This window comes from Buchananella hordeovulneris, assembly GCF_001907235.1.
Classification (GTDB): Bacteria; Actinomycetota; Actinomycetes; order Actinomycetales; family Actinomycetaceae; genus Buchananella; species Buchananella hordeovulneris.
Genome location: NZ_MQVS01000004.1, coordinates 124778 through 148604 on the forward strand (window position 1 = coordinate 124778; position 23827 = coordinate 148604).

Here is a 23827-nt window from a genome sequence, read left to right on the forward strand (position 1 = left end):
GTTTTTAGGGCTGCGGGCCGCAGATAATTTCGTCGGACGCCACGTAGCGGGTCTCCCAGGACTGCGTCTCCGTCTTCTGCCCGTGCCTGCGGGTGCGCTCCACGGTCACCGAGAATCCCGAGTTGCCCGCCCCCGTCGGTTCGCACCGCGGGTCGGTGGAGTAACGGGTAATCGGGGCTACGAAATCGTAACGATCCGACGTGTTAGTGGTCACTTCCCAGTATTTGGTCGACCACAGTTTGATCCACGCCTCGCCGTTACTTATTCCGGCCTGCACCAAAACCCCGTATTCGGTGTTGTTTTGCCACTTCACGTCGTGCTTGCCGGTCCACAGGGTGGCCTCGCGCCCGGCCGGGTAGCGATCGAGATACTCGGAGTGGGGCTTGTGCTCAATATCCTCAAACCCGGCCAGGAAACCCGCGTTAAAGGTATTGGTGGCCAGTTGCGACAGCCCGCCGCCGAGCGCCGAAGAGTGCAGGCCGTCCACGATCACCCCCGCGTCGACGAAGCCCGTCTCCAGCTCCACTGGTCCCAGGGACTCCTCCAGCGAGAACGTCTCCCCCGGCTTAATCAAGGTGCCGGTGATCTTCTCCGAGCCCACCCGAATGTTCTCCGTGCGTTGCGGCTCCTCGGTCAGCGGCGTGGAGAACTCCACGATCACTTCCTTGATGCCGAGCTTCTCGGCCGCCTCCGTGGTGAACTGTGCTTCCTGCTCCACCAGGTCAGGGCGCGCATTGCGATCGGACTTGCTGCTGGCCGCCTGCAGCAGGGCCGCGGCCAGTTTGTCGGGTTCGATCTTGGCGCCCGGCACCGACGGCTCTAGCTTGGGCTTGCCGCCCTCGAACACGAACTTGGCATCCACCGGCGCCACTTCTGCCCCCGGCAGTTCGCTGTGCACCCGCTCGTGCAGGCGCTCGACATTGATCTGCGGCACCAGTTTGCCGTCCCGCGCTTCGAAGGAGACCAGGGCGGCGAGCTGCTCGGGGGTGAAGGACAGGGATTTGTCGCCCACCACCACGGCCGCCGGGGCCCCGGTGATGGTGCGCGCCAAGCCCACCGCCTCGTCCACCGCCTTCCCCGTGATGCTGGGTTCGGTGGCGCGGGCGGGCAGCTGCAGCGGCCCCACCTGCGCCAGCCACTTATCGGCCACCAGCTCGACGCTGGCCTCCAGATCGGGGGCCAGGCCCGTGGCGGGCTCGGTGCGAATCGGTTCGATCCCCTCCAGGTGCAGTCCGCCCGGCCGGGGCTCAGTGGTCAACTGGGGGGCCACCTCCGTCAGCGCCTGGCGGAGCGCCGCCTTGTCGACGACCGTCTCCACATTGGTGGCCTGCGCCCCAAACAAGTGGCTGAAGATGTCCTGCGGCAGGTAGGAGACCTCGGTGTATCGGTCGACGGAGGCCGCCAGGTCCGCCCGCAGGCCCGCCGCGGCCGGGTCGAGCTCGACGCGCTTGTCCCCCACCTGCAGGACCACCGGTGCCGTGAGCTCGCCCTGGAGGCCCTCCTCCAACTGCTGCAGGGCCTCGTCCCGCCCGAGCCCACCCACCGGTACCCCGGAAAGCACCAGCCCGTTAGGCATGTTGCCCGCCAGCAGGTGGGCCACCACGATGTAGGCGACAGCCAGCAGGGCTACCCCCACGGCTACGAAGATTGGCCAGCGGCGCCGGGCGGGGGCCGCCTGCTCCGGGGGCAACCCCCCTGCTCCCCGCGAATAGGCCGGGCCGTCGGCAGGTGCGGCGGGGCTGCCGTCGGCCTGGTGGGCCGCCGCCGCGGCCGCGGCGCCGCTCGCCGTCGGCGGCCGGGCGACGACCGGGCTTGCCACCGGTGCCTGGGCGGGCGGCACGGCGGGGGCAGGCGGCCCCGACACGGCAGGCAGGCGCGTAGTCTGCGCAGCCCGCGTCCCGGCCGTGCCCACCGGGCGGGCCAAGGGACGGGTCTGGTCGTCCTGGGGCTGGAGGCCCCCCGCAGCGGCCCCCGCACCGGGCACGTTGTGGCTGGTGGCGGTGGGGGTCGGCCCCGCGGGCCGCGCCAGCCGCACCGTCTCCTCCCCCGCCTCCGCGGGGGCAGCGGCGAGCGGCGTGGGCGGCTGGGAGGCGGCCAGTGCCTCGGCCACCAGCTCGGCCACCACCGGGGCCGATAGCTTCTCTGTCGCCTCCCCGGGGGCGGGCGAGCGGGGGCGGGTGTGTTGCCCCGGGAAATCCTCCGGTGGCAAACCGGGGCGGGCCATTTCGTCACTCATAGCGGTCAGCCTTTCCGTTTCCGGGCGGCAATCCGGGCGCGCTCCGTGGCATCCAACACCACCTTGCGGATGCGGACCTCCAGCGGGGTGACCTCGACACACTCGTCCTCGGCGGCAAATTCGAGGGACTCCTCTAAGGTCAACACCCGCGGCGGCACCAGGTTTTCAAACGAATCGGCGGTGGCGGACCGCATATTGGTCAGCTTCTTTTCCTTCGTGATGTTGACATCCATGTCCTCGTTGCGGGAGTTCTCCCCCACCACCTGCCCCTCGTAGACCAAGGAGGTGGGCTGCACGAAGAAAGAACCGCGCTCCTGCAGGTTGATCATGGCGTACGGCGTGACCGCCCCCGCGCGGTCGGCCACCAGCGAGCCAGTCGTGCGGTGCTCGATGGCTCCCGCCCACGGCTCGTAACCCTCGGCGATCGACGAGGCGATGCCGGTGCCGCGCGTCTCCGTGAGGAACTTGGTGCGGAAGCCGATCAGGCCGCGGGCCGGGACCAGGAACTCCATGCGGATCCACCCGGTGCCGTGGTTGGCCATGTTCTCCATGCGACCCTTGCGGGCCGCCATGAGCTGCGTGACCGCCCCCAGGTGTTCCTCCGGCACGTCGATGGTCATGCGCTCCACCGGCTCGTGCGTCACCCCGTCGATCTGCTTGGTGACAACCTGCGGCTTGCCCACGGTCAATTCGAAGCCCTCCCGGCGCATTTGCTCCACCAGAATGGCTAATGCCAATTCCCCACGCCCCTGCACCTCCCAGGCGTCCGGCCGGGAGGTGGGCAAAACCCGCAGCGAGACGTTACCCACCAGTTCCTTATCCAACCGGTCCTTCACCTGCCGGGCGGTAACCTTGGCGCCCTTGACCTTGCCCGCCAACGGGGAGGTGTTGATGCCGATCGTCATGGAGATCGCGGGATCGTCCACCTTGATAAGGGGCAGCGGCCGCGGATCGTTAATGTCCACCAGCGATTCCCCGATGGTGATGTCCTCAATGCCGGCCACCGCCACGATGTCCCCGGCGCTGGCCTGCTCGGCGCTCACCCGGTCCAGGGCCACGGTCTTCAGCAGCTCCACAATCTTGACATTGCGGGTGGTGCCGTCGTGCCGTACCCACGCCACCTGCTGTCCCTTGCGCAGGGTGCCGTTGTGGATCCGCAGCAGCGCCAGGCGGCCCAGGAACGGCGAGGCATCCAGGTTGGTCACGTGCGCCTGCAGGGGGGCGTCCTCCGCGTAGCTCGGCCCCGGGATCCGCTCCAAGATCGTGGCGAACAGCGGCTCCAGGTCCGCGTTGGCGGGCAGCTGCCCGTCGGCGGGCTGCACGGTGTCGGCACGCCGCGCCTTGGCCGATGCGAAGATGACCGGCACGTCCAACAGCTGTTCTAGGTCCACCTCGACCTCGTCGGCGAGATCGGAGGCCAGGGACAGCAGCAAGTCGGTGGCCTCGGAGACTACCTCGCTGATGCGGGCGTCGGCCCGATCCACCTTATTGACGACGATGATCACCGGCAGGTGCGCGGCCAGCGCCTTGCGCAGCACGAAACGGGTCTGCGGCAGTGGTCCCTCCGAGGCATCTACCAACAGCACCACCCCGTCGACCATGGACAAGCCCCGCTCAACCTCGCCCCCGAAGTCGGCGTGCCCCGGGGTGTCGATGACGTTGATCGTCACGCCCGCCGTCAGCCCGCGCGCCTGGGCCGCCGGGCCCGTGTAGTGCACCGCGGTGTTCTTTGCCAGGATGGTGATGCCTTTTTCCCGCTCCAGATCACCCGAGTCCATGACCCGTTCCCCGGCCTTTGCCCCATCGTGGGCGCTAAACGCTCCGGCCTGCCACAGCATGGCGTCCACCAGGGTGGTCTTACCGTGGTCTACGTGAGCAACAATGGCGACGTTCCGGATATCGGGGCGCTGCGGCATACAAGTCCTTAACTGTGGGAATTGGGGGCATTTCGCCCCCAGAAGCGTACCGAGTCCCCACGCTAGCCGGTGGCCAGCGGCGGCGTGCCGTTGCCCACGCAATTTGGGGCGCCCCGCCCGCCCTCAGGGGCGAAAAGGGGGCCGCTTCACCCCAGCAGGAGGCGCGCGGTTAGGGCCGCGCCGGTGGCGGCCAGCACCCCGAGCAGGCCGAGGTTCCACCGGGCGGAAAACTCGGCGGCGGGCTGGGCGGCTGCCGCGGTGGGCGACTGTTCGGCCCAGTGGGGCGAGCGCAGCTTGATCAGCTCGGCCACCAGGCGCGAGTCGCCGTGCAGCCGCACCACGGGCTGCTCGGCGGCGAAGTACAGGTCCGGCAGGCTGGCCGGCCGGTAGCTCCGATTGGCCCCACCCTGCGCCGGGCAGGCGGTGGCGGTCACCGGCCGCCGCCGGGTCAACAACTTCAGCGCCCAATGCGACTCGACGCCCTCGTAATCCGCCCAGGGAATCCAAAAGGTGCGGGAGATGTTTCGGACTAGGACGCCGTCGTCGTCGACGACGACGCAAGGCCACACCCACAGCGCCCCCACCGCCACCAACAGGGCCACCGGGAAGACCACGTCGCGCCCCAGCTCCGCCCAGCCACCGTTGCCCCAAAACGCCGCCACCATGGCGGCGGCGGCTAGCACCATCACCCCGAAGCCGAGTAGAGCGAAGCGGGAGCGGCAAACAACGCGGGGAGCTTTCACCCGCCCATTATGGGCGGCCGCCCCGGCTAAACCAAGTGCGGGCGGGGGCCGCATACGCGACCCCCGCCCAGCAAATTAGCGACACTGCCTCACTCGGCGGTGTAGCCGATCTTCTCGTGCTGCTCGGAGGAGATACCGAAGGAGCCGTAGTTGGCCAGGGTCTTCGGCACCCCGGTGAAGAGCACGCGGTTGTAGATGGGCAGGGTGTGGACGTTGTCCCAGATCAGCTTGTCGACCTCATTGGTCAGCTGGCGGCGCTTCTCCACGTCCATCTCGGCACCGATCTGCTTGACGTACTCGTCAATCTTCGGGTCGTCGATCTGGGCGTAGTTCGACTCGGAGCCGCTGCCGTAGATCTGGCCAATGTTGTGCATCGGGTAGGGGGTACCCACCCAGCTGAAGGCGATGATCTCGAAGGAGCCCTCGTCCAGAATCTTGGAGAAGTCCGCGGGGGCAGCGTTGTCGAGCTTCACCTCGACGCCGATCTCCTTCATCTGCTCCTGGAAGAGCTTGCCCTCGTTCTCCGAGGTGAAGATGCCCGACAGCACGGTGAAGCCGAGGGTCAGGCGCTGGCCGTCCTTCTCGCGGATGCCGTCGGCGCCCGGCTTCCAGCCCAGGGCCTCCAGTTCGGCCTTGGCCTTCTCCGGGTCGAAGGCGTAGTCCTTGCCGTTGTCCTGGTAACCGGCCTGCGCAGGCATGAAGAAGTGGTTGCCGAGCATCAGGGTCTTCGGGGTCACCGGCAGGCCCGCGAGGTCGGACTCCGCGATGGCCTCGCGGTCGATGCCCTTGACGATGGCGCGGCGCAGCTCAACATCCTTCAGCAGGCCCGCCTTGGAGTTGAAGGTGAAGTGCCGCCACTGCGGGGAGGTGGCCCCGCGGGTCTCGGCGTCCGGCCGGGTCTGCAGCAGCTCGTACTGGGAGGCGTCGATGGCCTCCAGGTAGTCCAGCTCGGCGTTGGTGAACGACGTGGCCTGGCCGGCGCTGTCCACGGCGCGAATCTGGATGCGCTCCAGCTTGGCCGGTTCGCCCCACCACTTCTCGTTGCGCACGTAGGTGATGACCTTGGCGGCCTTGTCGTACTTCTCCACCTTGAACGGGCCGGTGTACCATTCGGCCTTCATCTCACCGACCTGGCCCTCGTTGAAGGTCTTCGGGTCCGCCATCGAGTCGCGGTGGTAGGCGCCGCCCGCCGCGGTACGCCAGTCCGGAGCGGTGGACTTGAACGTGATGATGACCTCGAACTCGTTGGCGCCCTTCTCCACGGACTCCACCGGCTCCCAGGTATCGGTGGAGGCCACCGCAAATTCCTTGTTCGAGCCGTTCTGGGCCTTCCAGGTGGCGATGTAGTCCTCGACCGTGATCGGCGAACCGTCGTTCCAGATAGCCTTGGGGTTCAGCTTGAGGGTGACGACGGTCTTGCCGTCCTTTTCCACGGCCTCGGCCGACTCCGCGAAGTCCTTGTTGACCTCGAACTCGCCCTCCGGGGTGACGATGAAGTTGCCCGGCAGCATGAAGTCCTGCAGCTTCTTGTTGTCATTGGTGTTGCCGTTCACGTGAGCCCGGCTCCACTGGTCCGGCATGGTCTCGATGGCCATGCGGAACTCGCCGCCGTCCTTCAGGGAAGCGGGGTCCTGCGGGTTGATGTTGGCCGGGCCGTACTCGTGGGCGGCCCCGCCTTCCTGCCCGCCACCGGTCTCGGTGCTGGCGCTGCAACCGGCCAACGCGAGGCCGACAATCGCGGCCACCGCCGCGGCCTTGGAATACAGACGCATACTGCGTTCCTCCTTCATTGCTGGGGCGACGAGGTGCTAGGGACTTCGCCGTGATGCGTACCCGGCATACCTAACCACACCCAGCGTCCACCCAGCGAGATCGCTCCGCCATTTGGTAAATCGTTACTCAACTGTTTCCCGTGCCGCACCAGATTGTGGGAAAAGCAAAAGCCGGGGGCAGGAAATCTCACATTTCCCACCCCCGGCCGGGCTTACAGCACGTTGATGATCTCCGGGAAGTGGCAGGCCGTCTGATGATCGTCGCCCACCGACGCCTCCAACGGCGGCATCTGTTCCAAACACCGCTGCTGCTCGGACTCTCCCAGCATCAGGAACCGCTGGCAGCGGGTGCGGAAACGACAGCCGGAGGGCGGATTGGCTGGCGAGGGCAGATCGCCCTGCAGCAAAATCCGCTCCCGGGAACGCTCCTTAACCGGATCCGGAATCGGGATCGCCGACAGCAGCGCCTGAGTGTAGGGATGCGTGGGGGCGTCGAAAACGCTGTCGACATCGCCGATCTCCACGATCTTGCCCAGGTACATGACGGCCACCCGGTCCGACACGTGCCGCACCACCGACAGGTCGTGCGAGACGAAGAGATAGGACAGGCCGAGCCGTCCCTTCAACTCCTCCAGCAGGTTGATCACCCCGGCCTGGATGGACACATCCAGGGCGGAAACCGGCTCGTCCAGGATCAGCAGGGCCGGCTCCAGGGCGAGCGCGCGGGCGATGCCGATGCGCTGGCGCTGCCCACCGGAGAAGTTTCGCGGGTAGCGGTTGACGTGGCTGGGTTCCAGACCGACCAGGCGCATCAGCTCCGCCACCCGCTCCGGAATCTCGGCCTTGGGCACGTCGTTGTAGCGCATCGGCTCGGCGATGATGTCGAAGATCGGCATGCGCGGGTCGAGGGAAGCCATCGGGTCCTGGAAGACCACCTGCACATCCCGCCGCAACACCTTGCGATCCTTGCGCCCCAGCTCCATCGAGTCCCGGCCAAGCACCACGATCTTGCCCTCTTGGGGCTTGACGAGGTTGAGGACCTCCATCAGCGTGGTGGTCTTACCGCACCCGGATTCGCCCACCAGCGCCAAGGTTTCGCCCTTGCGCACGTCAAAGCTCAGGCCGTCCACCGCCCGCACCGTGCCAACCCGGCGCTTGAAGACTGCCCCCTTCAGCAGCGGGAAGTGCTTGACCAGGTCGGTGACCTCCAGCACCGTCTCGCGCTCGGCGCGGGGAATCTCGGCGATCTTAGCGGGCGGAATCTCCGGCACCGGGTAAATGTCGGTGTACTCCAGCTTCTGCTCGACAATCTCGCGGGCACGCCAGCAAGCCACCTGGTGATCCGCCGTGGTGGGGCTAGTCAACAGCTCGGGTTCAGCGGTGCGGCACTTATCCTCCGCCATCGGGCAGCGGGCCGCGAAGGGGCACCCCGGGGGCAGGTCCAGCATGGACGGGGGGTTGCCCTCCACCGGGGTCAGTACGTCCTTTTCCCCATCCAGGCGGGGCAGCGAACCGAGCAAACCGATGGTGTAAGGCATCTGGGAGCGAGTAAATACCTCTTCCACTCCGCCGGTCTCCACCACCCGCCCGGCGTACATGACGGCCACCCGATCGGCAATGCCGGCCACGACCCCGAGGTCGTGGGTAATCATGATGATGGCAGCACCGGTCTCCCGCTGTGCGGTGCGCAGCACATCCATGATCTGGGCCTGAATGGTCACATCCAGGGCCGTCGTCGGCTCGTCGGCAATGATCAGGTCCGGATTGTTGGCGATAGCGATGGCGATGATGACGCGCTGGCGCATACCACCAGAGAATTCGTGCGGGAACGCCTTCAACCGCACCTTGGGGTTGGGGATGCCCACGAGGTCCAACAGCTCTAGGGCCCGGGCGTTGGCCTCGGCGTCCCCCATCTTTTGGTGGACCTTCAGGGCCTCGATGATCTGATCGCCGACGGTGTACACCGGAGTGAGGGCGGAGAGGGGATCCTGGAAGATCATGCCCATTTGCCGCCCGCGGATGCGGGACATGTAGTTGTCGTCCCGCCCCAACAGCTCGGTGCCGTGCAGCTTGATGGAACCGCTCAGCCGGGCGGTCTCGTCGAGCAGCCCCATCACCGACATGGAGGTGACGGACTTGCCGGACCCCGATTCACCGACGATGCCGAGCACCTCACCCTGATTGACGGTGAGATTTACTCCGCGCACGGCGTGGACCAAACCATCCTCGGAGGGGAACCGCACATTCAGGTCGCTGACCTGCAGGACGGGGACACCGGGGGTGGCCACGGGCAGGTCCAGCTTGTTTTCCGCCACCTGCAGGGTTTGTTCCTTGCTCACGCCTTGCCTCCTGCGGACTTGGACGACGGGTCGAGGGCGTCTCGTACGCCATCACCCACAAAGTTGACACACACCAGCGCCAAGGTCAGCACCGCTGCCGGGGGCAGGAAGGTCCACGGGTGAGTGGGGGCCTTGGGCTGGCCCGCGGCGATTAGGGTGCCGAGGGAAACTTCCGGGGCCTGCACCCCGAAGCCGAAGTACGACAGCGCGGTCTCTCCCAGCACCGCGCTGGCTACCCCGAGCGTGGCGTCAATAATCAACAGCGAGGAAATGTTGGGCAGGATGTGGCGCACGATGATGGAGAACGACGGCACCGACATGAACTTGGCGGCGGTGACGTAATCCAGGGAGCGCACCGACAGCGTCAGGGAGCGCACGACGCGGGCCGAGAGCATCCAGCCGAACGCGGCCAGCAGGATGATCAGGAACCACACCGAATTGTTGGTACCGGCCGCGGATTTGGTGATGATGGCGATGATCAGGAACGAGGGGATCACCAGCAGCAGGTCCACGACCCACAGCGCCAACTTATCGAACCAGCTGCCGAAGAAGGCGGCCGAGGCGCCCACGAGGGCCGCGATGGTGGTCTGCAGCCCGGCGACGATGAAGCCGATGAGCAGCGACTTCCGCAATCCCTCCACCGTCATGGCGAACATGTCGTAGCCACCGGAGTTGGTGCCAAACCAGTGCTGGGGGCTGGGCGGCTTGAGGAAGGCGGTGCGGTCAGACTTGGTGAACTCCCAGGGGGAGAAAACCGGGCCGAGCACGGCCAGCAAAATGACCAGGGTCAAACCCACCAGGCCGACGATGGCCGTCTTGTTGCGCTTGAAGCGACGCCACAGCAGCTTGCGGCGGCTCATGCGCTCCACCGCGTCCTTCTTGGGGGTGGTCACCCCAACGATGGCTGCCTGTTCACTGTTTTCTACCACTTCGCGGGCTTCGTCCGCGTGGCTCTCTACGAATTTTTCGCTCATGTCAGCTCACCCGCACTCGGGGGTCGATGATCGCCACTAGGACGTCGGAGAGGAAAGCACCAGTGAGGGTACAGGTGCCGGAGAAGGCGGCCACGGCCACCGCCCCGTGTACGTCTTGCTTGCTAATGGCGTCAACGCCGTAGACCCCCATGCCGTGCCAACCGTAAACCCGCTCGGTAATGGAGGCCCCCAGCACCAGGGAAGCCACCGCAAACGCGAAGTAGGTACCCATGGGAATCAGCGCGGTGCGCAGGGCGTGGCGGCGCACGGCGGTGCCCTTGCGCAGGCCCTTGGCGCGCGCGGTGCGCACGTAGTCCGCCCCGAGGGTGTCGAGCATCAGGTTGCGCTGGTAGCGGCTGTAGATCGCGATGGAGCCCAGCGACATTGAGATGGTCGGCAGCAGGAGGTGTTGCAGGCGGTCGAAGAACCACGCCCCGGGGTAGTTACCGATCTTGCCGGTCTCACCAAGGAACTCGAAGAAGTTGGAGCCGGTGGCCTGGTTGATGCGCACGGCGATGACCTGCAGCAGGATGGCGATGACCATGGTGGGGGTGGAGATGATCACCAGGGAGGCGATCGAGATGGCCCGGTCGGAGAGCTTGTACTGGCGCGTGGCGGTCCAGGCTCCGAGCGCCACGCCACAGCCCATTCCGATGAAGGCCCCGAGGGTGACCAAGCGCAGGGAGACGAAGATACGCCGTCCTATTTCAGCGGTGACATCGCCGCCGTCGGGCTTCTTCCCCCAGTCCCAGTGCCGGAAGACGCCCTCCGCCCAGGTCGCGAAACGGTCCAGCAACGGCACCTTGTCGTTGAGGTTCAGCGCCGTCAACGAGGCGTCGATGGCTTCCGGGTTGAGCGGCGGGTTGCGCACCTCAAACAAGGAGCGCGGGTTCAGCTGGGTGGCGGCCAGAATGTAGGCCAGGAACACAGCAACCGAGAGCAGGATCAAGTAATTGATGATCCGCCTTAGCAGGTAAATGGGCATATTGCTTACTTCCTGAGGTCATTGGGCGGCACCACAGCAGGCACCTACGGGCAGGTCAGGCCCTCCCGTTCGGCGAAGAATACCTTGTTGTCAACCTTTCTGCCGACCGACGCAGCGACCCCGTTGTTTCTCCGGCCCCAAGGTACACCCCCAGAGCGTGCCACGCACTGATTAACGCAACGTAAAATTATCGCAAAACCCGCGGCGACTGCACCGCTCGACCCCGTCGAGTAATCTTGACGTCAAGATATTTTTTCACGGAGGACTGCATGTCTCGCATCGTTTACACCTACACCGACGAGGCCCCCGCCCTGGCCACCGCCTCCCTACTGCCCATCGTGGAAGCCTTCGCCCGTACAGGCGACATCGAAGTCGTCACCCGCGACATCTCGCTGGCCGGGCGCATCCTCGCGGCCTTTCCCGAGCAGCTGGAGCCAAGCCAACGACAAAGCGACGACCTCGCCGAGCTCGGGGAACTGACCCAGCAGCGGGAGGCCAACATCATCAAGTTGCCCAATATCTCGGCCTCGCTGCCGCAGTTGAAGGCCGCCATCAGCGAGCTGCAGGGGCAGGGATACGCCGTCCCCGCCTACCCGGACTCCCCCACCACCCCGGAGCAGACCGAAATCCGGCGGCGTTACGACGCCATCAAGGGCAGCGCCGTCAACCCGGTGCTACGCGAAGGCAACTCCGATCGCCGCGCCCCACGCGCGGTCAAGGCCTACGCCCAAGCCAACCCCCACCGGATGGGCGCCTGGAGCCCCCAGTGCCGCACCAACGTGGCCACCATGTCCGGCGACGACTTCCGGGCCGGGGAGCAAAGCGTCGTCCTGCCCGCCGCCACCCAGCTGACCATCCGCCACGTCACCGCACAAGGGGCCGAGGTGCTGGCCGGGCCGTTGGCCAGCGAGGCGGGCGACGTCGTGGATGCCACCGTCATGCGGGCCGCCGCCCTGCGCGACTTCCTGACCGCGCAGGTGGCGCGCGCCCGCGCCGAGGACCTGCTGTTCTCCCTGCACCTGAAGGCCACCATGATGAAGGTCTCCGACCCGGTGCTCTTCGGGCACGCCGTGCGCGCCTTCTTCCCGCGCACCTTCGCCGCGCACGGGCAGGCCCTGACGGCGGCGGGCCTGCACGCCGAGGACGGGCTAGCCACGATCTTTGCGGGCCTGGAGCAGCTGGCCGACGGCGCGCAGATCCGAGCCGCCTTCGACGCCGAGCTGGCCGACGGTCCACGCCTGTCGATGGTCAACTCCGCCCAGGGCGTGACGAACCTGCATGTGCCGAGCGACGTCATCGTTGATGCCTCGATGCCCGCCATGATTCGGAACGGGGGCCGCCTGTGGGGGCCGCAGGGCGAGGAGGCAGATACGCTGGCGGTCATCCCCGATTCTTCCTACGCGGGCGTCTACCAGGCCGTCATCGACGATTGCCGCGCCCACGGCGCCCTCGACCCGCAGACCCTCGGCACCGTGCCCAACGTGGGCCTGATGGCGGGCAAGGCCGAGGAGTACGGCTCACACCCGACGACCTTCGTGGTGCCGGCGGACGGCGTCATCGAGGTGGTGGACGGCACCGACACGGTGTTGCTGCGCCACGAGGTGGCCAGCGGCGACATCTGGCGACTGTGCCGCACCAAGGACGCCGCCATCCGCGACTGGGTGGCCCTGGCGGTGCGGCGGGCCCGCGCCTCGGCCACCCCCGCGATCTTCTGGCTCGACCCGACCCGGGCCCACGACCGCAACCTGCAGGAGCTGGCCACCGGCTACCTGGCGGAGCTGGACACCGCCGACCTGGACATCACGTTCGCCGACCCGGTCAGCGCCACCCGCACGACGCTAGCGCGCCTGCGCCGCGGCACGGACACCATCTCGGTGACGGGCAACGTGCTGCGCGACTACCTGACGGACCTGTTCCCGATCCTGGAACTCGGCACTAGCGCCAAGATGCTGTCCATCGTGCCGCTGATGGCCGGCGGCGGCCTGTTCGAGACCGGAGCGGGCGGCTCCGCCCCCCGCCACGTGGCCTTCTTCCGGGAGCACAACTACCTGCGGTGGGACTCCCTCGGTGAGTTCCTCGCCCTGGCCGAGTCCTTCCGGCAGGTGGCCCACCTGCACGGCAATGCGCGCGCCGAGCTGCTGGCCGCCGGACTGGAGCAGGCCACCGAGCGAGTGCTACTGGAGGGCCGCTCCCCCGCGCGGCAAGTGGGGCAGATAGACAACCGTGGCTCCCACCTGTGGCTGGCCACCTATTGGGCGCGGGCCCTAGCCGACCAGGACACCGACCCGCAGATGGCTGCCAAGTTCGCCCCCCTGGCGGCCGCCCTGGAGGAGAACGTCGAAGCCTTCGCGGCCGAGCTGGTGGCCGCCCAGGGACGCAGCGTCGATTTGGGTGGCTACTACCACCCTGACACCAGCAAAGTGGCGGCCGTGCTGCGCCCCATTGAGGCGTTCAACAACCTGCTGGCCGCCCTCTAGCGACCCCAGTCCCAGGGCGAGCGCCCCCAATCCTGCTCCCGGCCAGCGCAGTGGGGGCGCTCGCCCAGCCGTAGGCGCTACGCTGCCGACCGTCTACACCAGTCAGGGAGGAAGCCGGAACGGTGAACACAGATCCATTTGAGTCGCTGCGAGCCGCCACCTCCGCCCACATCGCGGCCTGGGCCGAGCAGGCGCAGGAAAAAGCCCGTCGGGATCAGGAACTGGCGGCCCGAATTCAAACCCTGAGCGCGCAGGTCAGCTCACCGTGTGGCCAGGTGCACGTGACCACCAACGCCAACGGCATCCCGACGAACCTACAGCTGGAGGACGAAGCGCTCCGTCTGGCACCGGCCGAGCTCGCGGCCCTCATCCTGCGCACCATTCAGCAGGCGGGGGTGCAGGTGGGGCAGCGGGTTAAGGAGTTGGTCACCGAAGCGTGGGGCGAAGAGCATCCCGACGCGCGCCGCACCAGCGCCGCCGTCGACGCCTTCCTGGCGGGCCCTACCCCGCAACCGGAACCGACCAAGCCGAGCGGCCCGCGTCGTCCCTGGGACGGCCCGCAGGTGCTGCGACCGCGGGAGAGGAGGAACCATGTCTGACCTGTCATTCAGCAGCGAGACTTGGAAGGCGCAGGCTTCCCTCCTGCAACCGGTCGCCGCGGACCTCTCGCAGGTGTGCGCCGCGGCGCAAGGCACCATGACCGGCACGCCGTTCGGGTTGCTCTTCACGCCCCTGTGCGGCGCAATTTATGACGCGATCACTGAGGAAGCGGAAAACACCGCCAATCAACTCGCACAGTCCGCGCAGCGACTGGCCACCGCCACCAGCAAGCTCGCCGACGACTTCGCCGAGACAGAGTCGGAACTGCAGGCGCTCTACGCCGACATCCTCAAAGGACTAGAGCAGTGAACAACATCCTGGTGACCGAATCCCAGCTGGGTGGGGAAGGCTTCTTCAGCGCCGGGTCGGAGGGCTGGATCAACGGCGCCGGCATCATCACCGATATCTACAACTTCAGCGAGGAGCTCGGCAACGAAGGCCTCGTCGGCGAATTTGTGGCCGGGGCGGGCATTGTGGCCAGCGGGGTCTCCATGGCCTTCAACCCGCTCGCCACCGGAGTCGGGTGGGCCATCAGCTACCTGATGGAGCACATCACCCCCATCCGCGAGTCACTCCAGTGGGTCACTGGCGACCGCGACGAGATCGCGGCGGGGGCCCAGACCTGGAGCAACATCTCCCACCAGTTGACCGCTTCCGCGGCGGACGTGGAGGCTGCGGCCCGGCAAACAGCCGAGGAAAGCGGCGAGTCGGCTACCGCGTACCGCGCGAAGCTAGGACAGCACAGCCTGGCCCTGACCGCCCTCGCCGCGAGCGCCACCGGAGTCGCTAACAACATCAATATGATCGGGGCGGTCGTCAGCGCCGCCTACGAGACCATTCGCGACATGATCTCCGAAGCCATCGGCCTGTTCCTGCAGACCGTCTTGGAGGAGGTCCTCAGCCTCGGGCTGGCGACACCGATCGTGGCCGCGCAGATCAGCGCGTGGGTGGCGGCCAAGGCCATGAAGATTAAGAAGCTTCTGGACGCCATCATGAACCTGATCTCCAAGTGCGGGGCTATCGGGCGCGGGCTCACCGCGAGCATGCGCGGTCTGGGGCGCCTCTTTGACCTACCGTCCGACTTAGCGGTAGCGGCCGGCCGCAGTGTTGGTCGCTCCTTCGTCGATAAGAGTGATGTCGGTTCCAATTTCCTGCGCACCGCCGGTAACAGTGCCCGCGCTGCCGGGAATGCTGCCGAGGCGGCGGGAAACGGGGCGGAGCTGGCCACCAACGCTTCCCGGGGTACGCAGCGGCTGGACGAGGGACTGTTAGGCGCCGCGCGGCGAAAGGACATCAAGGCGGCGTTACAGGGGACAGACGCGCAAACCCGCCTAGATTGGTTGCACTCACTGCCACCGGCCCGACGGCACGATTTCCTCAACCGGGTGATGCGGGACGACGAGCGGCGCCGCATGTTCCTGTCGGGCCTATCCGGCCAGGAGCAGGCGAAATTGATCAGTGGGCTGCCCAGTTCGCAGCGCGACGATTGGGCGGCTGCCTCCACCCGGATGCTGGACGCCAGCCCGCAGACCCCCCAAGAGTTGGCAGATATGCTGGCCAACCCGAATCGGGGGCAAAAGTGGCGGCAATATCACCAGGTGGTGGACGACAATTGGCGCTTCCCGTCGGCGGAGGAGTCGGGGGCCCTGGAGGAATATCTGGGTAACTTTGCCACCTGGACGGGCTTAGCTAAGGACGAGTGGGATGCTTACACAGGAGAGTAGCTACGGTGCGGAGCGGGCACGCCCCGGGCCGCCACTGCGCGCCCGCGACATTCGCCCGGCCTTCCGGTGGGCCTACCGCTGGGTGCCCCAGCCGCCGGTGGCCAACCCCCGGTGGTTGGCGGCGGTGCAGGCCGCCAGCCGCCGCATCACCCCGCCGCGCCTGACCCGCGGTCTGGACTACCGCTACGTGCCGCTGGCCGACGGTGTGGGGGCGCACGTCTACACGCCGCGCGGCACCAGGCAGCGCCCGGGCCTGCTGTGGATCCACGGGGGTGGCTACCTGTTCGGCAATGGGGCGCACGAGCACCGCCGGTGCGCCCGGCAGGCCCACGAGCTGGGGGCGGTGGTGGTCTCGCCGGAGTATCGTTTCGCCCCCGCCGATCCCTACCCGGCGGCCCTAAACGACGTCGCGGCCGCCTGGCGCTGGCTCGTGGACCACTGCGCCGAGCTCGGGGTGGACGCCGCGCGGCTGGTGGTGGGCGGGCAGAGCGCGGGCGGCGGGCTGGCCGCCGCCCTGACGCACCAGCTGCACGACGCCGGTGGGCGCCAACCGGCCGCCCGGTGGCTGTTTTGCCCAATGCTGGACGACCGCACGGCGGCCGACCGCTCGCTCGACGAGCGCGGCCACTTCCTGTGGAACAACCACTCCAACTGGTTCGCTTGGCGCGCCTACACGGGCCTGCCACCGGGCAGTCCCCAGGTTCCCGAGTACGCCGCGCCGGGGCGGCGCGCCGATTTGCGGGGCCTGCCGCCCACCTGGCTCGGGGTGGGCGACATCGACCTGTTCTACGGCGAGACCCGCCGCTACGCGCGCCGCCTAGCCGCCGCGGGGGTGGACACGGAGCTGGTGGTGGTGCCGGGCGGCCCGCACGCCTTCGAGTCGTATCACAACCGCACTCGCCCGGGGCGGGCGTTTTTGGACCGGGCCAACGACTGGCTGCTGGCCCAGTTGGCGGCCCGCTAACGGCGGCCCCTAGTCCAGCGACCGGCCGGTCAAGCGGTGGGGCCGCGCCCCCAGCCAGGTGATGGCCAAGGCGAGGAGGCTAAAGCCGACCACCAGGAGCGCCTGCCAGGCGGGGGCGAAGTCGATGTGCGCCCAGGAGCCGACGGGCCCCAGGCGCCGCAGCCAGAGGACTTGGAAGACGGCCAGCGCCCCACCGACCGCTAACCCGAGCGGCATCCCCACCAGGAGGATGACCCCGGCTTGCGCCATGTCGTAGCGGCGCAGGAAGCCGGGGCTGGCCCCGACGGCGTGCATGGTGGCCATGTCGGCCACGCGCACGGTGCGGGCCAATGCCACTGCCACGCTGGTGGCCAGCAATCCCAGCGCTGTGAGTGCGGCCAGGGGCAGGGTGTATAACGCACCCCCCAACTGCGGGGCGGCAGGACGGGTGGCGGTGCGCACCAGCGAGTTGAGCTCACCGCTGGCGGTGTCCGCCAGCGCTATCTCCTGCGCCGTCAGGGGGCGGCTGGTCTCCAGGTAGGAGGCGACGTACCGCAGCTCGGCCCCCAACTCGGTGGCGACCGTCGGCGGCACCACGATGCCGGCGGCCAGCCCCCACAGCAGGTGCCCGGGCCGTTGCACGGCGGCCAGCTCCTCCTCCAGGTCGGTGGTCCGCACCACCCGCACCTGGGTGCCGTCCAGGTGCGGGGCAAAACGCACCACCACCCCACCGCTCTCCAGCACGTCAGCGGCCGCGGCGGCTCCCGGCAGCCCGGAGGCACGCATGGTGGCCCCGTCCATCACGAAGGCGTCGCTGCCCGCCAGCCACGGCAATTGGAGCCCGTCGTCCGCCCCCAGCTCTACGGGCACGCACACGATGGGGGCGCCGAGAGTACGAGCGGTGTGGCGGGTGTAGTCCTCCCCCGCGGCACACTCATGCGCGCCGGGAATGTCGGGATGCACGTAGCCTGCCGCAAAGTCGATGGCGTACAGGTCCCGCACCCCGGTCACCGGCAGCTGGGAACGCAGGTGCGCGATGGTGTCGTGCACGAGGGCCCGATCGAAACCAGCGGAGACCGGCACTTCGTTAAATAGCACCAGGTGCCCGGCCCCGACGATGGCGTTCTGGTTGTCCTCCATCTCCCGGGCGAAGGACGAGCCGACCGTGATGAGGCCACTAGCCAACGCCACACACACCATGACGGCGGTGGCGGCGGGAACGGTGCGGCCGCGGTGGAGGTCGGCCTCCTGGGCCGCTAGCCGTAGTACCAAAGGGAGCCGGGCGCGCGGCAGCAGCCGCAGGAAGCTGGGCAGGGCCAGCCAGGCCGCGAGCGGGACGGTGATTAGGAAGATCAGGAGCGCGAGGTTGGCCACCGGCAGGAGCACTGGCTGACCGGCGGGGACGACGTCGCCGGGCGACGGGGGCGGGACAGCCAGCACGGCGGCGGCGCAAAGCCCGGCCGCACCCGCGCTGCCCAGGGCCGCCAGCAGGCGCGCGCGGTCGCCGCGGCGGCTACCCGTTGCACGGGGCCGCCGCTTGAGCGCCTCCACGGGCGCCAGGCCCGCTACGCGCCGGGCGGGCCCCCAGGTCATCAGGTAGCCCATCACGAGACCGCCGAGCACGGGCAGGGCCAACAGCCCCCACGGCAGGTGTTGCCAGATGTCGCCCCCGGGTAGCCGCCACCGGTACCACCCGGCCGCCAGGACGGTGCCGCCGATCGTGCCCAGCAGCGCCCCCAACGCGCCGAGGCTCGCCCCCTGCCAGGTCAGGACGCGGCGTAGGTCGCGGCCGGTGGCCCCGGTGACGGCCGCCAACGCCAGGGAGCGGCGCTGCTGTTCGCTGCCGACCACGAAAGCGGGGGTGACCAGGCCGAGGGTGAGCAGCACCCCGGCCAGGGTGGTCAGGGCCGAGACCACTAGGCCCCGCTGCACCTGCACGGTCAGCAGGACGCTGGGGTAGAGCTCGGCGGGCGGCGGCAAGTGGGTCAGCACGTGGCGGGAGAGGGCGAACGTGCGCAGCGCGTTGAGTTCCTTGACTTGCTGCCAGGTCACGGGTTGCGGACCGCGGGCCGCGTAGAGGCGGGGAATGCCGCGCGAATCTTGGCGCACCAGTTCGGCCACCAGGCCCTCCACGCTCCAGGCGCTTTCGTCTGGCTGCGCGGCGATGCCCACCACGGTGTAGCTCTGCATGCGGTCGGCGATGACTTCCGGGACCCGGCCGGTGGTGGAATACCAGCCGGAGAAGGGTGGGGCAAGGAGGGTCAGCTGTTGCCCCACTCGCACCCCGGTGCGTTTGGCCAACGCCGTGGAGATGACCAGCTCGTCGCGCTTAGTGGCCGCCCGCCCGGTCGTCAGGGGCGGGAGGAACTCGGGTAACAGGTCGGCGGGTGCCTCCAGGAGGCTGGGCAGGGCCAGCTGGCGGGCGCGCACCCCCTCCCACACGGTGTGCCCGCCCACGGGGCCGGCCTGCCCGGGTGGAAGTAGTTGGCCGCTGGTGGCCACCAGTTGTTCCACCCGGTAGTAGGGCACCAGTTCGTGGGCGGGCAGAACCCGTTGCAGGGCCTGCAGGGAGGCGGGGTTGATATCGGGGTCGTCCATCCAGATGCCCCGCGGGCCGGTCGGATCCTGCACGACGCTGGGGTCGCGCACCGCGGTGGCGGTCAGCAGGGCGGCGGCGGAGTCCGGCAACGCAGCCAGTTGACTGTCGCGCCCGAGAGGGGCCTCCACGTCACGCATGATTAACCCGGCGGTGAAGGCAGCCGGGAGGGACAGTAGCAGCAGGGCGAACAAGGAGCGCGCCCAGTGACGGCGGGCGTCGCGCCAGGCCAGGCGGGCAGCGACCCGTAATCCCCTCATGCCTGCCTCCCCGTTCCTGGACCGGCACTGGGCAGCAGCGCCGCGGGGTCGGATGGGCCTGCCTCGTCGATGACGCGGCCGTCGCGCAGGTAGATGGTCCGATCGGCCCAGGCGGCGAAACGCGCCTCATGGGTTACCAGCAAAACCGCGGCCCCCGCGTCGGCCCGCTGCCGCAGCAGCTCAATGACGGCGGCGCCGGTGACGCTGTCGAGGGCGCCGGTGGCCTCATCGGCCAGCAGTAGGCGGCGCTGTCCCACCGTGGCCCGCGCGATGGCCACCCGCTGGGCCTGCCCACCGGACATGTCCTCGGGGAAGCGGTCGGCCAGCTCGGGGATGCCCACCTCCTGCAGGGCCGCCAGGGCGGCGGCGCGGGCCGCACGGCGGGATGCACCGTCTAGTTCCAGCGGGAAGGCAATGTTCTCCGCCGCCGTGAGGGCGGGCAGCAGGTTGAAGTCCTGGAAGACGTAGCCGATCGTGCGGCGGCGGGCCAGGGCCCGGCCGGTGGGGCCGAGGTCGGCCAGGTTCTGCCCGTCCACCCACACCGTGCCCGCGGTGGGGCTTTGCAGGCCGCCGGCCAGGTGCAGCAGGGTCGACTTGCCGGACCCCGAGGCCCCCATCACGGCGACAAACTCCCCGGCCGCCACTTCCAAGCTGACCCCGGTCAGGGCGGTGACCGCCGTGGGGCCGACGCCATACACGCAGCTGGCCTCCACCAGGCGCAGCAGGGCGCTCATTGGGCGCGCTCCGGTTGCGGGGCGGCGGAGGTGGCAGCGCCCTCGGATTGCTGCGGCGCCGAGTGGGCGCCGGGGTGGCGGCGCGGTTGTGCGCTTGGCAGGCGCCCCAGGCTGGCCTCGACGTCGTCGAGCCATCGCAGCTCAGCCTCCAGCGCGAAGAGGTGGTGGTCGAGGATGAGCCGCCCGATGATGTCGGCGGTACCAGCGGCGCGGCGGGCGGCGGTGAGGTCGTGCAGGGTGCGCTGGGTGGCGACGCGTTGCCGCTGGATGAGCGCGGGGAGGTCCTGCCCGGTGGTGGCGGCCAGGGCGAGCTTGATGATGAGTTCGTCGCGCCCGGCGGCCAGGCGGGCAACGGGCTCATCCCACCAGGCGGCCAGCGCCTGGCGGCCGGCGGAGGTCAGATGCCAGGCGGCGTCGTCGGCGTCTTTGTCCACCAGGCCGTCGCGGTGCAGGCGGGCCAGGGTGGTCGAGACCTGGCCGATGTTGAGGGGCCAGGTGGCGGCGGTGGCGGCGTCGAAGGCCCCACGCAGCTGGTAGGTGGACTGGTCCTGCGCGGCCAGCAGGGCCAGCAGGGCGTAGCGAACGGACACACATCCTCCTTACTTACCGAGTAACCAGTTACCCGGTAACTTAGGGGGTGGGGATGGCCCCGTCAAGCCTTTTAGACTCCCGGCATGCAGCACGATCTCTCGCTCGCCACGCACGGGGTGCGCCTGCGTCCCCTGTCCCCCGCCACGGACGGCCCCGCCCTGCACGCGCTGGCCGATACCGACATGTGGGCGGGCATGAGTCAGCCCCTGCCGCCCACCGCCGCCGCCATGCGCGACCACCTGGCCGCGCTGACGGCGCAGCCCGACTCCTACGCGTTCGCAGTTGAGCAAGACGGCCACTTCGTTGGCCGCACGACGCTGTACGACATCGTGCGCCCGGTGCGCGCCGAGATCGGCAACACGATCTACGCCCGCCACGTCTGGGGCACCACGGTGAATCCGGCGGTCAAGCTCCTGCTCTTCACCCTGGCGTTCGACGAGCTCGGCCTGACCCGGGTGGCGTTGCGGTGCGACGCTCGCAACACGCGCTCGCATCGCGCCATCGCCCGACTCGGAGCCACCTACGAGGGCACCCTGCGCGCCTTCCGACCGGCCGCCGACGGCACCATCGCCGACGTCGACTACTTCAGCGTGCTGACCGCCGAGTGGCCCACGGTCCGCGCGGGGCTACTGACCCGCCTCGGCACCACCGCCTGAGGACCAGGCGCGGCCGATTGCCCGCCCGACTCTCACGAGGCATGGTCTAGTTCAGCACGCAGGATCGACAACAGCGGCCTCAATGAGGGGGACGTCGGCAGCCAGATCCACCACGCGCAGCACGAAGGGATGGTTGACGGTGAACTCGACAGGCTCGTCCTCAGCAACCGCGGAACACATCCACTGCTCGGTCAGCGCCGCTGCGACCGTGCCTGTCTCCGAGACCGCGACCCGCACCTGCTGCGCGGCCTGCCACCCCGACAGGCCGGGCAGGATTCGGTCAAGCTGCAGCGACAGGCCGAGCCTGTCCAACAAGGGTGCCAACTCCAGCGGGCCGGAGACGAGATCCAGTTTCGGCACCCGCAGCTGCACCAGCGTCGGGGCAGCGCCGGAGAGGGCCGCGGTGGCCTCCGCCCAGGTGGTGGCGGGCAGCTCGGTGAGCGAGCACCTGCGCCGCGGCAGAATGAAGTCGCAGACCAAACCTTCTCCCCGGTAAGGCAGGCGGACGGCCCGCCACCCATCGCCGCGTACTAGCTGGAGTTGGGCGACAGTCCCCAGGTAGTCGGCGGTGGAGGTGGTGCCATCGGCGCGGCGAAAGGCCGCCCCACAGCTGACCAGGGTGAGCTCCCGCTCCCACCGGGCAGCGAACAAGAGGGCGTTTTGCAGCACAAGGCGGGTCTGCTCGTCCACCCCCACCGCCGTCTGCGGAAAGAGACCGCCGGTGTGGAGCGCCGCCCAAGCATTGAGGCGGGATGTCGCGTCACCGAGCGCGACCCGACTAATCTCCGCCCGGCCCGTCACCTCTGCCAGATAGGCGGGCCGGGGTTGGGCACCGGCGATGAGGAGAAGATGACTGGCCAGGTGCAGCAGCGGCGCCGTCGGCGGATTGCCTGGATCGAAGTCCCGCAGGGCAGCGGGCTCTGGCTCGAAGCGCCGCAACGCCGACTGGGTCACGGAGGTCAGCTCTGTCACGCTCGCGGGGCACAACAGCGACAGCAACGCGGCCACCCCCACCGGACTGCACAGCGCGTTCCGCCCCGGCCGGGCGGCCAGCTGCAAAGCGACCATTTCCGCCCCGACTCGGTCAATGAACGCCCTCGACCCCATGGTTCCCTGCTCCCCGTTCCCTTCCCGGCGCCACCGTCGCGGCGGGCTAGTCGTCGAAGTCGTGCCCCGCCGCGTCGGCCGCCGTGATGAGCTCCCGTATGGCTGCGTCGTCCGTCAGGTAGGGGGTCAGCGCCTGCGCCAACTGTTCCAGCTGCTCCACCGAGCCGCGGGCCACGAACATGCTGCTCTCCGGGTCCAGGTTCTGCTCCGGCAGCTGGCCCTGCTTGGTCAGCCACGACACGACCCCCTCCCAGAAGTAGCCGCCGGGCTCGTGCCCCAGCTCCTCAATGAGCGCACTGGTGGGTGGGTCGCCCGCCTCGATCGCCAGGTAGGCGTCGGCGGGGTCGGTGTCATACATGTGGATCCGGACGCAGGCGGGCAAGTTGGCCATTGGGGTCTCCTTTCGTTTGCCCCTCAAGTTAACAGCTGGTGCTCACATTCGGGCCGCGCACGCCCACCCGCAACGCCCACGTGCCCGGCGCTGCGGCCACCCCACCCGGCAGCACCGCCCCCACCGCGAGCTCCACCACGTCCACCGCGAAGGCGTCCGCGGCCACCTGCCCGGCCTCCCGCTGCAAGGTGGCTGCCACGCTCGCCTGCCAGTCAGCCAACACCGACCGATCCGCGCCCGCACCAGCCAGGAGTGCCACCTCCACCAGCTTGCCTGCCGCATCAGCAGTCCGTTCGATCCGCGCTTGCCCGCCGCGCACCAGCCCCGAGACCACACCTCCGCGCCGGGAGAACGGATCGGTCTGCCCGATCCCCAGACCGAACCGGGTCAGCCACGGGTCGATGCCCTCGCCACACGGCCACTGGCCTGCCCGCCACAGCGCCAGGGCGAGGTCAGCCAACTGCGCGGGCACGACATCGGCGGCGAGAGACAGGGGCATGTCCCCCAGGCTACGGCTCCCCCGCGACCCACTTCGGGGCCTTAAAGCCTAGGTGCGAGGCAAGGGCCCGCCCGCAAGAACCCCCGCCGACAGCGGCCCTGTTCAAGCCCCGCAAGTAGCTGCCCCGTTCAAGCCCCGCAAGCAACCGCCCAGTTCAAGCCCCGCAAGCAGCCGCCCTAACTTGCAACAGGGAGACCACAAGCGCCATATACACCGGATAACCTCCCCTGATAGCCAACTAGGGCGATCCCCCGGGCGCGCACCCCACCCCGGCCCCCGCAGGT

The 23827-nt window shown here is 68.7% G+C and carries 19 protein-coding genes; 6 read left to right on the top strand and 13 right to left on the bottom strand.

Annotation, left to right across the window (positions count from 1 at the left end; all coding sequences use genetic code 11):
- Positions 1-4 precede the first annotated feature (4 nt).
- The 7 genes from BSZ40_RS12360 to BSZ40_RS05305 all read right to left on the bottom strand — a co-directional run bounded on the left by BSZ40_RS12360 (position 5) and on the right by BSZ40_RS05305 (position 10965).
- Complete coding sequence (locus BSZ40_RS12360; RefSeq protein WP_073824025.1) at positions 5-2236, bottom strand: VanW family protein; 2232 nt, start codon at positions 2234-2236, stop codon at positions 5-7.
- A gap of 5 nt (positions 2237-2241) precedes the next feature.
- On the bottom strand, positions 2242-4152 hold the full coding sequence (gene typA / locus BSZ40_RS05280; RefSeq protein ID WP_073824027.1) for a translational GTPase TypA: 1911 nt from the start codon (positions 4150-4152) through the stop codon (positions 2242-2244).
- Positions 4153-4298: 146 nt separating this feature from the next.
- Complete coding sequence (locus tag BSZ40_RS05285) at positions 4299-4895, bottom strand: PH domain-containing protein (RefSeq protein ID WP_158020868.1); 597 nt, start codon at positions 4893-4895, stop codon at positions 4299-4301.
- Between the two features lie 89 nt (positions 4896-4984).
- Positions 4985-6667, bottom strand: coding sequence for an ABC transporter family substrate-binding protein (locus BSZ40_RS05290; RefSeq protein WP_073824031.1), 1683 nt, complete (start codon positions 6665-6667; stop codon positions 4985-4987).
- 212 nt (positions 6668-6879) lie between these two features.
- Complete coding sequence (locus BSZ40_RS05295; RefSeq protein WP_084542653.1) at positions 6880-9006, bottom strand: ABC transporter ATP-binding protein; 2127 nt, start codon at positions 9004-9006, stop codon at positions 6880-6882.
- Positions 9003-9980: an ABC transporter permease gene (locus BSZ40_RS05300; RefSeq protein WP_084542654.1), complete on the bottom strand. Its 978-nt coding sequence runs from the start codon at positions 9978-9980 to the stop codon at positions 9003-9005. Before BSZ40_RS05300 ends, BSZ40_RS05295 begins: the two co-directional genes overlap by 4 nt.
- Before the next feature lies 1 nt (position 9981).
- Positions 9982-10965 carry an ABC transporter permease gene (locus BSZ40_RS05305; protein ID WP_073824033.1) on the bottom strand — a complete coding sequence of 328 codons (984 nt, stop codon included), beginning with the start codon at positions 10963-10965 and terminating at the stop codon, positions 9982-9984.
- A 269-nt stretch (positions 10966-11234) separates the two neighbouring features.
- Here BSZ40_RS05305 and BSZ40_RS05310 point away from each other — a divergent pair, with 269 nt between their 5' ends.
- The 5 genes from BSZ40_RS05310 to BSZ40_RS05330 all read left to right on the top strand — a co-directional run bounded on the left by BSZ40_RS05310 (position 11235) and on the right by BSZ40_RS05330 (position 16730).
- Entirely contained in the window at positions 11235-13442 is a 2208-nt protein-coding gene (locus tag BSZ40_RS05310) for an NADP-dependent isocitrate dehydrogenase (RefSeq protein WP_073824035.1), read from the top strand.
- 122 nt (positions 13443-13564) lie between these two features.
- Positions 13565-14041 (top strand): YbaB/EbfC family nucleoid-associated protein, encoded by a 477-nt coding sequence (locus BSZ40_RS05315; RefSeq protein WP_073824037.1) that lies wholly within the window; start codon positions 13565-13567, stop codon positions 14039-14041.
- A complete protein-coding gene (locus BSZ40_RS05320; protein ID WP_073824039.1) occupies positions 14034-14351 on the top strand; it encodes a hypothetical protein in 318 nt (105 codons plus the stop codon). Before BSZ40_RS05315 ends, BSZ40_RS05320 begins: the two co-directional genes overlap by 8 nt.
- Positions 14348-15766, top strand: a complete 1419-nt coding sequence (locus tag BSZ40_RS05325; RefSeq protein WP_073824041.1) for a hypothetical protein — start codon at positions 14348-14350, stop codon at positions 15764-15766. Before BSZ40_RS05320 ends, BSZ40_RS05325 begins: the two co-directional genes overlap by 4 nt.
- Positions 15747-16730, top strand: a complete 984-nt coding sequence (locus BSZ40_RS05330) for an alpha/beta hydrolase (RefSeq protein ID WP_084542655.1) — start codon at positions 15747-15749, stop codon at positions 16728-16730. The genes BSZ40_RS05325 and BSZ40_RS05330 overlap by 20 nt, the downstream gene beginning before the upstream one ends.
- Before the next feature lie 9 nt (positions 16731-16739).
- Here the strand turns inward: BSZ40_RS05330 and BSZ40_RS05335 are convergent, their stop codons facing one another.
- Genes BSZ40_RS05335 through BSZ40_RS05345 form a run of 3 tightly spaced genes read right to left on the bottom strand, consistent with a single transcriptional unit; the run spans position 16740 to position 20889 of the window.
- Positions 16740-19565 (bottom strand): ABC transporter permease, encoded by a 2826-nt coding sequence (locus BSZ40_RS05335; RefSeq protein ID WP_073824043.1) that lies wholly within the window; start codon positions 19563-19565, stop codon positions 16740-16742.
- A complete protein-coding gene (locus tag BSZ40_RS05340) occupies positions 19562-20299 on the bottom strand; it encodes an ABC transporter ATP-binding protein (RefSeq protein ID WP_073824045.1) in 738 nt (245 codons plus the stop codon). Before BSZ40_RS05340 ends, BSZ40_RS05335 begins: the two co-directional genes overlap by 4 nt.
- Positions 20296-20889, bottom strand: a complete 594-nt coding sequence (locus tag BSZ40_RS05345; RefSeq protein ID WP_073824047.1) for a PadR family transcriptional regulator — start codon at positions 20887-20889, stop codon at positions 20296-20298. The genes BSZ40_RS05340 and BSZ40_RS05345 overlap by 4 nt, the downstream gene beginning before the upstream one ends.
- An 84-nt stretch (positions 20890-20973) precedes the next feature.
- Between BSZ40_RS05345 and BSZ40_RS05350 the strand changes: the two genes are divergently transcribed.
- Positions 20974-21546, top strand: coding sequence for a GNAT family N-acetyltransferase (locus tag BSZ40_RS05350; protein ID WP_073824049.1), 573 nt, complete (start codon positions 20974-20976; stop codon positions 21544-21546).
- Positions 21547-21597: 51 nt separating this feature from the next.
- On the opposite strand, the gene BSZ40_RS05355 is transcribed toward BSZ40_RS05350, so the two are convergent.
- From BSZ40_RS05355 to BSZ40_RS05365, 3 genes are read right to left on the bottom strand one after another with little or no spacing between them, the layout of a single operon-like run.
- Complete coding sequence (locus BSZ40_RS05355; RefSeq protein ID WP_073824051.1) at positions 21598-22653, bottom strand: serpin family protein; 1056 nt, start codon at positions 22651-22653, stop codon at positions 21598-21600.
- 46 nt (positions 22654-22699) lie between these two features.
- Positions 22700-23044 (bottom strand): Imm51 family immunity protein, encoded by a 345-nt coding sequence (locus BSZ40_RS05360; RefSeq protein ID WP_084542658.1) that lies wholly within the window; start codon positions 23042-23044, stop codon positions 22700-22702.
- 28 nt (positions 23045-23072) lie between these two features.
- A complete protein-coding gene (locus tag BSZ40_RS05365) occupies positions 23073-23543 on the bottom strand; it encodes a hypothetical protein (RefSeq protein WP_073824053.1) in 471 nt (156 codons plus the stop codon).
- Positions 23544-23827 lie beyond the last annotated feature (284 nt).